Origin of the sequence: Parasphingopyxis lamellibrachiae, from assembly GCF_003385775.1 — a bacterium.
GTDB classification, from domain to species: domain Bacteria; phylum Pseudomonadota; class Alphaproteobacteria; order Sphingomonadales; family Sphingomonadaceae; genus Parasphingopyxis; species Parasphingopyxis lamellibrachiae.
The window spans coordinates 1-7739 of the sequence record NZ_QRDP01000008.1; the positions used below are offsets into that span (position 1 = coordinate 1).

The 7739-nt window shown below is 54.1% G+C and carries 9 protein-coding genes; 5 read left to right on the forward strand and 4 right to left on the reverse strand.

Annotation, left to right across the window (positions count from 1 at the left end; translation table 11 throughout):
- A partial coding sequence (locus DFR46_RS14560) for a DUF2924 domain-containing protein (RefSeq protein ID WP_147297709.1) occupies positions 1-365 on the reverse strand: 365 nt, incomplete at its 3' end.
- A complete protein-coding gene (locus DFR46_RS14565) occupies positions 353-592 on the reverse strand; it encodes a DUF3489 domain-containing protein (RefSeq protein ID WP_162843503.1) in 240 nt (79 codons plus the stop codon). The genes DFR46_RS14560 and DFR46_RS14565, both read right to left, overlap by 13 nt.
- Positions 593-1544: 952 nt before the next feature.
- Here DFR46_RS14565 and DFR46_RS14570 point away from each other — a divergent pair.
- The 5 genes from DFR46_RS14570 (at position 1545) to DFR46_RS14590 (ending at position 5669) form a co-directional block, all read left to right on the forward strand.
- The gene (locus tag DFR46_RS14570) at positions 1545-1838 is read left to right on the forward strand and encodes a type II toxin-antitoxin system HigB family toxin (protein WP_116237432.1); all 294 of its coding nucleotides are present in this window, start codon (positions 1545-1547) and stop codon (positions 1836-1838) included.
- Positions 1838-3058, forward strand: coding sequence for a transcriptional regulator (locus DFR46_RS14980; RefSeq protein ID WP_116237433.1), 1221 nt, complete (start codon positions 1838-1840; stop codon positions 3056-3058). Before DFR46_RS14570 ends, DFR46_RS14980 begins: the two co-directional genes overlap by 1 nt.
- A 172-nt stretch (positions 3059-3230) precedes the next feature.
- Positions 3231-3677 (forward strand): hypothetical protein, encoded by a 447-nt coding sequence (locus tag DFR46_RS14580; RefSeq protein ID WP_116237434.1) that lies wholly within the window; start codon positions 3231-3233, stop codon positions 3675-3677.
- Positions 3664-4329, forward strand: a complete 666-nt coding sequence (locus DFR46_RS14585; protein WP_162843504.1) for an Nmad2 family putative nucleotide modification protein — start codon at positions 3664-3666, stop codon at positions 4327-4329. The genes DFR46_RS14580 and DFR46_RS14585 overlap by 14 nt, the downstream gene beginning before the upstream one ends.
- Positions 4323-5669, forward strand: a complete 1347-nt coding sequence (locus tag DFR46_RS14590) for a hypothetical protein (RefSeq protein ID WP_116237436.1) — start codon at positions 4323-4325, stop codon at positions 5667-5669. Before DFR46_RS14585 ends, DFR46_RS14590 begins: the two co-directional genes overlap by 7 nt.
- Here the strand turns inward: DFR46_RS14590 and DFR46_RS14595 are convergent.
- Both DFR46_RS14595 and terL read right to left on the reverse strand, forming a co-directional pair.
- Entirely contained in the window at positions 5644-6720 is a 1077-nt protein-coding gene (locus tag DFR46_RS14595) for a nucleotide kinase domain-containing protein (RefSeq protein ID WP_162843505.1), read from the reverse strand. The two genes, DFR46_RS14590 and DFR46_RS14595, sit on opposite strands and share 26 nt — an antisense overlap.
- 449 nt (positions 6721-7169) lie before the next feature.
- The coding region (terL, locus tag DFR46_RS14600; RefSeq protein ID WP_162843506.1) for a phage terminase large subunit at positions 7170-7739 on the reverse strand (570 nt) is incomplete at its 5' end.

Sequence of the window (7739 nt, forward strand, 5' to 3'; positions counted from 1 at the left end):
GCCCGGGCGATCTGGCTGAGGCTCGTGTAGTGCCTACCGTCATGTTCGAACCCATCATCGAGAACGAGAACATGATAGGTCTTGCTCTGCCATTCGCGAACGAGCCGCGTCCCAGGTTTGATCGCGAGGTCGCGGGGTGAGGATACCGAGCCTGTGCGCTCCAGTCGCCGCTGCGCCTTCTCGATCGCTCGGGTTGTCGATCTTGGCAGCCCGCCATGAACGCGCGCCTGTATTCGCCATGCGATGCCGCGGCGAAGGAGGTCGGGACCGATGTCTGGCGCGGGTTTGCGATACTGCTCGCGCCACGCTGCCCGCAACTCGGCCGGCGACATGGCCGGGAGGTCGGCGGCGCTCAAGCCTGACATTGATCTGCCTCGGTCGTAATACGATAGGCAGTCTTGCCATCGGGGCGTTCTTCCTTGGCGAGTGTTGCGCCGGTCTTGCGGATACCACTCAGAAAAGCACGGCAGCTGTGCGGCTTCCAGCCGGTTGTTCTCTCGATCTCAGTTAGAGTAGCGCCCTTTTCGCGGCGCAGCATGCGTGCAACGGTTGCGGTCTTGGTTTTGTTGGTGGGTTTGGTTGATGTCTTCATGGTAGGTCTCCGGCGCAAGCCGGACCATCCGGCCTTGCACTGACCCAAGCCGCCGACCCCTCCGGGCCAAGCGGCAACCATGTGCCAAACAGCAATGCTCACCCCACGCAACTAGTCCAGTTAGAATGTCGGCTTTGCGCCCTCAATTCAGACCTTAGGCAAGTGGACGCACTGACCCAATAGCGGTCACCGGAACGAGAAGCATAGATAACGGTTGTGCGTCGAGCTGCTAGACATCGAAGTCCGTCCATGCACAATTTGCGCGCGCCCACCGTATTTGCCGGAAGGAGCCGAGCTAAGCGGTGTCCGAACGGCAGAGTTTCGAGAATTGCATGCAGACAACCCCTAATACTGTGCCAAGCTCAATAACGGATGCGATCCGCGAGTTTTGCCGCTCGATCGCACCTACTGAACCCGTTTTCATCACCTCTGTGCCCCTTCGGAGAAGCGCGACATCATTCTGCTTCGAGAACGTCGATCGAAAAATCGCGAGAAGCGGTGGCTCCAAACTTCATGGCTGGGCGATTTGGCATATCCCGGATCGATACTTTGAGGCAGAGCATCACGCAGTCTGGCAAAACAAGACCGGCGGCCTAATCGATGTTAGCCCTCAAATGGGACAGCGCAGACGGATGTTGTTTCTGCCGGATCCGAACTGGGTCTCCGATGCAATGCAACCACGTCAAAATATTCTCGCTCCGGACGGCTCTTCGACAGAGACGTTGGAGTTCGTTCGACTGGGCAATCAGCGTAATGCCCTTTTGATGAGATGCCGCATTCCCGGTAGTGTTCGGACTTGTGACTGACTTTCTGGGGAAAAACGCTCCTATAGGCCGCAAAGACGTTGAGCCTCGGCGCGCGTTCGCCGATATATACATCAAACCATCTATTCAGAGCTCCCGTTTTGGGAGCACTTGACATTGTTCCCAATTTGGGTACATAGGGGGCGTGAATGCGAATCATTGCACGGCGCACACTACGTGAGTTCGGAGACGCTAACCCTGGTGCGAAGGCTGCGCTTGATAGCTGGTATCACGAAGCAAGAAGCATGGACTGGCAAACGCCAGCTGACATCAAGGAGCAGTATCGAAACGCGAGCATAGTCGGGAACAATCGAGTGGTCTTCAATATCGCGGGCAACAAATTCCGTTTGGTTGTCCGCATAGATTACCAAGCTGGCATTATTTTCATCAGATTTATCGGCACGCACTCCGACTACGATAAGATCGATGTGGAGGAGATCTAATGAGCAACGTACGTCCAATTCGAAATGATGCTGATTACGACGCTGCTCTGGCGCGCGTCGATTACCTCATGTCGAATCCAGTGAGCGGCGATTTGCGTGATGAATTGGACGTGCAGACGACACTGATTGAGGTTTATGAGGACGAGCACTACCCAATCGATCTGCCGTCTCCGATCGAGGCCATTCAGTTCCGCATGGAGCAAGCCAATTTGAGCCAGGCTGACTTGGTACCTTATATTGGGAGTCGCGCTAAAGTTTCTGAGGTCCTTTCAGGAAAACGCACGCTCACGCTCAAGATGATCCGTGCGCTGAACGCCCATTTGGGCATCCCGGCAGAGGTTCTGATTGGCGACACAAATGTTGTTGACCTTCAAGAGTCCACCAAGGAAGTTCGCTGGGATCGTTTCCCTATAAAAGAACTGCTGAAGCGCGGATGGCTTGAGACCACCACGCGTGCAGCGAAGTCTGCCGAGGAGCTAATGGCGGGTCTTCTCCAGCAAGCCGGCGGCATGCGGGCGGTGCCACAAGCATTGTACCGTAAGAATGACTCTACACGCCAAAATGCCAGCATGGACCCCTATGCGCTACAAGCTTGGTGTCTCTATGTTTTGGCGAAGGCCCGCGAACGGAAGCTCCCAGCAACGTATCATGAAGGAGCAATCGATCAGGACTTCCTCCGATTCTTGGCCACTCTGAGTCGTCTCCCGGACGGGCCAAAGCGTGCCGTCGAAGCGTTGGCTCAAAAGGGCGTAGCGGTTGTTTACGCTAGACATCTACCAAAAACATATCTCGACGGTGCCGCAATGCGAACAAAGGAACAGGTCCCTGTAATTGGCCTTAGTCTTCGCTTCGATCGTCTCGACAATTTCTGGTTCTGCCTTCTTCATGAGGCTGTCCACGTCTGGAGGCATCTCAAGGACGAGCACGACTTCTTTATCGATGATCTTAAGTTAGATCCCACTGACCATTCTGAAGACTGGTCAGTTGAAGAGGAAGCGGATCTGCTCGCGCAGGAGGCACTCATCCCGACAAACAAATGGTCCGACGCCGACTTATTGTCGAAGGCTACACCATTCCGCGTGATGGCCTTCGCACAGTCAGTGAATGTCCATCCTGCCATCGTTGCAGGTCGGGTGCGACGAGAGACTGGTAACTACCGGCTTCTGTCGCAGTTCGTCGGCTCGAATGAGGTCCGTCAACATTTCGAGGAGGCATCATAAAGGCTAGCGGGGCCGATTAATCGGCCCCGCTGCCAAGCAGAATTCCCAAAGGTGCAAGCGCCGCCCGGAGGGACACCGCCATTCGGATAACCTGCCCTGAACACGCTTGCGTTATCTGCTTCGTAACGAACTGGCAACACCACAATTACGGCGCAATGAGGAGGCTTATTCGATGAGCCAGAACGAGCAGCGTCGCGTATTTGTGACGCAAGCAGAGAACGGAGCGCTGACAGACACGGACATACTTCAGGTGTTGTCCGCAGCCGAGATTGATCTCTCTACGGTAAGGATCGTCAATCAAGCCGACGATCTTGGAGCAATGACCGAGCGAGACGCGGTCGTGCTTGTCTTGCAAGACGACCAACTACGCAGCAATCTAATGGACGAAACTGCATTTGCCGCTGCCAAAGAGGGCGTTTGCAATATTGTGGGGCTGTGGGCGCCAGGTCAGGCTCAGACTGGAATTCATCTGGCGGCCGCGAAGTACAGCACTGCCCAGATTCCATGGGATCCAAAAAAGCTGAAAGATGAACTTGGCTCTGACTGCGAGCATGCCTTCCTCACACCCGATGGTGAAGAAGCAGATCCCAATGAGGTTGAACCCAATGAGTGCGAATAAGCGACCGAGGCGTCTATACCGGTACGTCATCGACCACGATAAGGGTTTCGCTCCCAATCCATTCTTCAAAGTTTGCACGCTAGCGTGTTGCAAACCCCGTATCCGTAAAGGGGCCGAAATCGGCGACGTGATCGTAGGCTATGGGCCGGCCGAATATGGACTGAGCGGCAAGATAATCTATTGGATGCTTGTCGACGAGATTATTGGCTTTGATCAGTATTGGCGCGAGCCAGAGTTCGAGAAAAAACGTCCACGGCTCGGTGGCTCACTAATGCTCAATTTTGGCGATAATATCTATCATCGCGACCCCGAGACCGGCGAGTGGATCCAAGAACACTCTTTCCATGGAGAACAAGGCACCGTGATCGGGAAAGGCAACCTCAAGCGCGACACGGGACGTACTGACCGCGTCCTGATCGGGAGAGACTTCGCGTACTGGGGCGGTAATGGGCCCCGCCCGCCGGAGCAATTCAACGAGTTCATCAAGAGCGGCATTGGCGAGGTGTATGCGGTCAAAAGTGAAGATCGAAAAGAGGCCTTCATAGAGTGGCTCCAGAGCCTCCCAGCTCGTGGCTTGATCAGTGAACCAACCGATTGGTTTCACGACAAGAAAGTGCGGAAGCTACTTGAAACGGGAGCAGTCGCATGTTGATCGAGCGGTACGCGAAGTCTGTCGCAGAGACCGATCAGATTTCCAAAAAGGCCAATGTGGAAAAGCGCGCAGAGGCTAATCCCCGAGAAATCGCAGTCCTTGGTCTCGCAAGTGAACTGGGTTCAGTGATCTCAGCGATCAAGAAGAACTGGTTGCAAGAAGGTGGTGTACTGTCATCGCCTTTGGCCAAGGCTGAACTCGAGGAAGAGATCGGCGACGCCATGTGGTATGCGTTCGCTCTCGCCAAAATCGAGGGATTGGATAGTAATCTAGATATCTTGATCGCAAACATCCGGCACTTGCAGAGCGAGGTAACTGATCAGGCTAAGCGAGGCGGACGAATTCGAGAATTGTTTTCTGACGAAGAGGTTCAAGCGTTTCTCGAAGGAGCAGATGCATTCAGAACCAAGCGACAGCGCACCTTATTGGACTATCAAGGATTGGCGTTTCGAACTGCTCGCACAGAAAAATACACTCTCCTCAAGGTTTGCGCTGCTGTTCTAACACAACTCTCGGCTCAATTGATGCGAGAATTCTTGCCTGACTTTGAGACCGAGTTGAACACAGAGCTGAATGACCGATCAACTGAAGTGGTTTTGGGCGAAATTGCTTGGCACCTCTGCGCTATCGCATCCCTATACAAGATCGACATGAACAAGGTCGCATCGGAAAACATCGACAAAGCCAATGCGCGGCGAAATGATGGTGAGGCTACGCCGCTCCACGATCGACTTGCTCCACAAGGACAGCAGATTCCTCGCTATTTCAAAGTTGAGTTCCGTTCAGTCAGCGCCGATACGGTTGAGATCTATTTAGGTGAGGACCGGGCCGGAGATCCGCTCCGCGACCAGTATTCGATCAAGGATGGGTACCGCTTCCACGATGTCATCCATTTGGCGAATGCGGCCGTCTTGGGCTGGTCACCGGTCCTCCGCGACTTAATGAAGATCAAACGAACCCACTGCTCGGAAACCAAGCAGAATGAAGATGGCGGACGGTCTGCTGTGGTCGAGGAACTGGTGATCAAGCACGTGCATTGGGAAGCCGCGCAGCGGGCCAAGCACTTGCATCCTGATCTCACGCCTTATGATCGCCCCTTGTTTCCCGAAGGCGAAGAAATTCCGTTCTCGCTCCTCAAAACCGTCCGTGGACTAACGATCGGGCACGAGGTCTATGCCAATAAGTACTGGGAATGGGAGTTGGCAATTCGAGAAGGCTATCGCGTATTCCAGCTCCTCAAAAAGCATAAAGGCGGCGTCGTTGGAGTGAATTTAACGGCCAGACGTTTGGAATTTACACCTCCGGACATACCCGTCACACCTTTCCAAGCTCAATATTGATCTTCTCGTTCAGCCCCCAATCTGGCGGGTAGAATGGAAGCGGTAGTCGGCCGGCTGGAGCAAATTTTTGCTTGATGCGGGTCCTTCCCGAGCTGCCATCGACTTTAGGGAACGCGACCCTCGCATACTTCGAGGTTTCGCAAAAAAGATTTTGGCAATCAATTAGCTGAAGGGGCCTCCCCCAAAGTGATGGGAAATCGATCTCAAACAGATCGAAGTACCGATCCTGGTGCAAGGCCACGTGCTTGATTATGGCTTCGGGTGAAACGCCGTTGGTCGATTTGAAGCACTTCGCAATTCCATCCAATGCTCCCGGGCCAGCCTTAACGAACTCCATCTCGGAGAATGATGTCAGCGTTGAATAGTTGATGTCCGTCACAAACTGGTAGGCAAGGAACGGACCCACTGAAGGAGCTGCGATCATAAGGTCGAAGGCCTGACCCATGTTCTGACAATTCCGGAGACGTCTTGGATAATCCTCCGCGATCATCCATTCCAGCAGGCGCAGATGATTCGCGTGCTTGCTCTTGTGTCCGAATGCCGTCCCCGCAGAGGGCATAATGTACGCGGCTGAATAATTGCGCTTCGCCGAAGCTTGGCGGCGCGACAAGAAGGTGTCGAGCTTGCCGAAGTCATATCGCGCCCACGTGAGCTCTCCGACTTCTCGCTCAAGCGCTTCCCACGTGTCGATCTTGTTGAACAATTTGAACAAAAGCGTTCGATAGAAGACGTCTTCGTCAGACCATTCCTGCTTGGAATTCCAAATCACATTGCGAAGGAGGAATTGGCTGACCCTGTCAGATGCTCGATAGGAATTCGTGAAACGGTACATGCACAGCACGGAGTCGTCGGTCAGTGCTGGGTCGTTAGTGCCTTTCAATCTCTTGGCGAAAATTTGCTGCCGTTCCGCAGCGAACCGCCAGTATGCAGCAAAAACTTCTGTCGTTTCTAATGCTTTCCCTTCAACTCGGATGGTAAGCTTGTTTGAGCGGTCAGGCTCTGAGACGGTTCGATCATCACTTGAGTGAAAAAGTTCATGTTGTTCGAGCATTACGATCCCAGTTCGACTCATTCTTTTGCTTTCCAGGTTCCCGGAATTTCAGGCGTGAATGCGGAAGACGCGCTGTTGGCGCTACAGGAATAAGGAGAACGCTGAAAGGTCCTTTGAGAGGCATATCACCGCAATTGCAAGATTGAGCGTCCGCTTTCGCGGCGCTGTTTCCCAGAACCGGCCGTTCAGCAAACGGCCCAAAAAGTGACGGTTAAGACTGAAGCAGCAACCCTTTCCCGCCGACAACTTAAATTGACTGGCTTGGTCCACGATCGACGACCACTATCGCGAACCAGACAAGGAGATCGTCATGCCTGTAAAGAAATGGCAAGCCCCTCCCCCATTTAGCGGCGGCTCAGTGGTGACATTCGGAAAGAAACCGCCAAAACCCCGAACCCAACAGGCGCAGAATTCGGAATCGGCACAGAAACGCTAACCCCGCACCCAGCTCAATACACGCCTCCTCCGCTCCATTTGCCATCAATACAATATCTCGGCCCGGCTACCGTATAACGCCGTCCGGACTGTTTGCCCTTCCACCCCAAAAGCTGCGCCAGGGCATCGACCTGATCATCATGCTTCGTACCCGGGAATCCCAAAATCTCATGCTCAAAGGCTGCCAACCAGGGAGCATCAACCGGCAGTAATAGCTGACCCGCTTCGATCTGGTGCGACTGTGCAGACATGCGCGTGAGCTTGTCACCGTCGGGCTTGATACGAATAGGGCGCGGTACGCCCCGAGGCTGATCGTGCCGCAGCTGCTGGAGGAGATGGGTGCCGCTGGCAGCATCCTCAATCAGAAGCACCCGCGCCTTATGGTGCCGAGCCAGACCGATCACTTTGCTTCTGAGTTTTGGGAAGGAGAGCTTCGCCCGAAATACATCAAGGATGTAGAGGTCATTCTTGCGTTTCAGAGCGGTTATGCCAACAGACCAGTCGTTTAGAGCGCCTTCCTTAGACGCGGTGTCCCATGACTGGATGATCATGTCTCCGGGCTCAGGTGTCGGCGGCGCCGTATA

Bases quoted from the DNA above. Each gene is read 5' to 3' on its own strand.
- DFR46_RS14590 (WP_116237436.1), top strand. From the start codon at position 4,323: ATGTTGATCGAGCGGTACGCGAAGTCTGTCGCAGAGACCGATCAGATT.
- DFR46_RS14565 (WP_162843503.1), bottom strand. From the start codon at position 592: ATGAAGACATCAACCAAACCCACCAACAAAACCAAGACCGCAACCGTT.
- DFR46_RS14595 (WP_162843505.1), bottom strand. From the start codon at position 6,720: ATGCTCGAACAACATGAACTTTTTCACTCAAGTGATGATCGAACCGTC.
- DFR46_RS14585 (WP_162843504.1), top strand. From the start codon at position 3,664: ATGAGTGCGAATAAGCGACCGAGGCGTCTATACCGGTACGTCATCGAC.
- DFR46_RS14570 (WP_116237432.1), top strand. From the start codon at position 1,545: ATGCGAATCATTGCACGGCGCACACTACGTGAGTTCGGAGACGCTAAC.
- DFR46_RS14980 (WP_116237433.1), top strand. From the start codon at position 1,838: ATGAGCAACGTACGTCCAATTCGAAATGATGCTGATTACGACGCTGCT.
- DFR46_RS14580 (WP_116237434.1), top strand. From the start codon at position 3,231: ATGAGCCAGAACGAGCAGCGTCGCGTATTTGTGACGCAAGCAGAGAAC.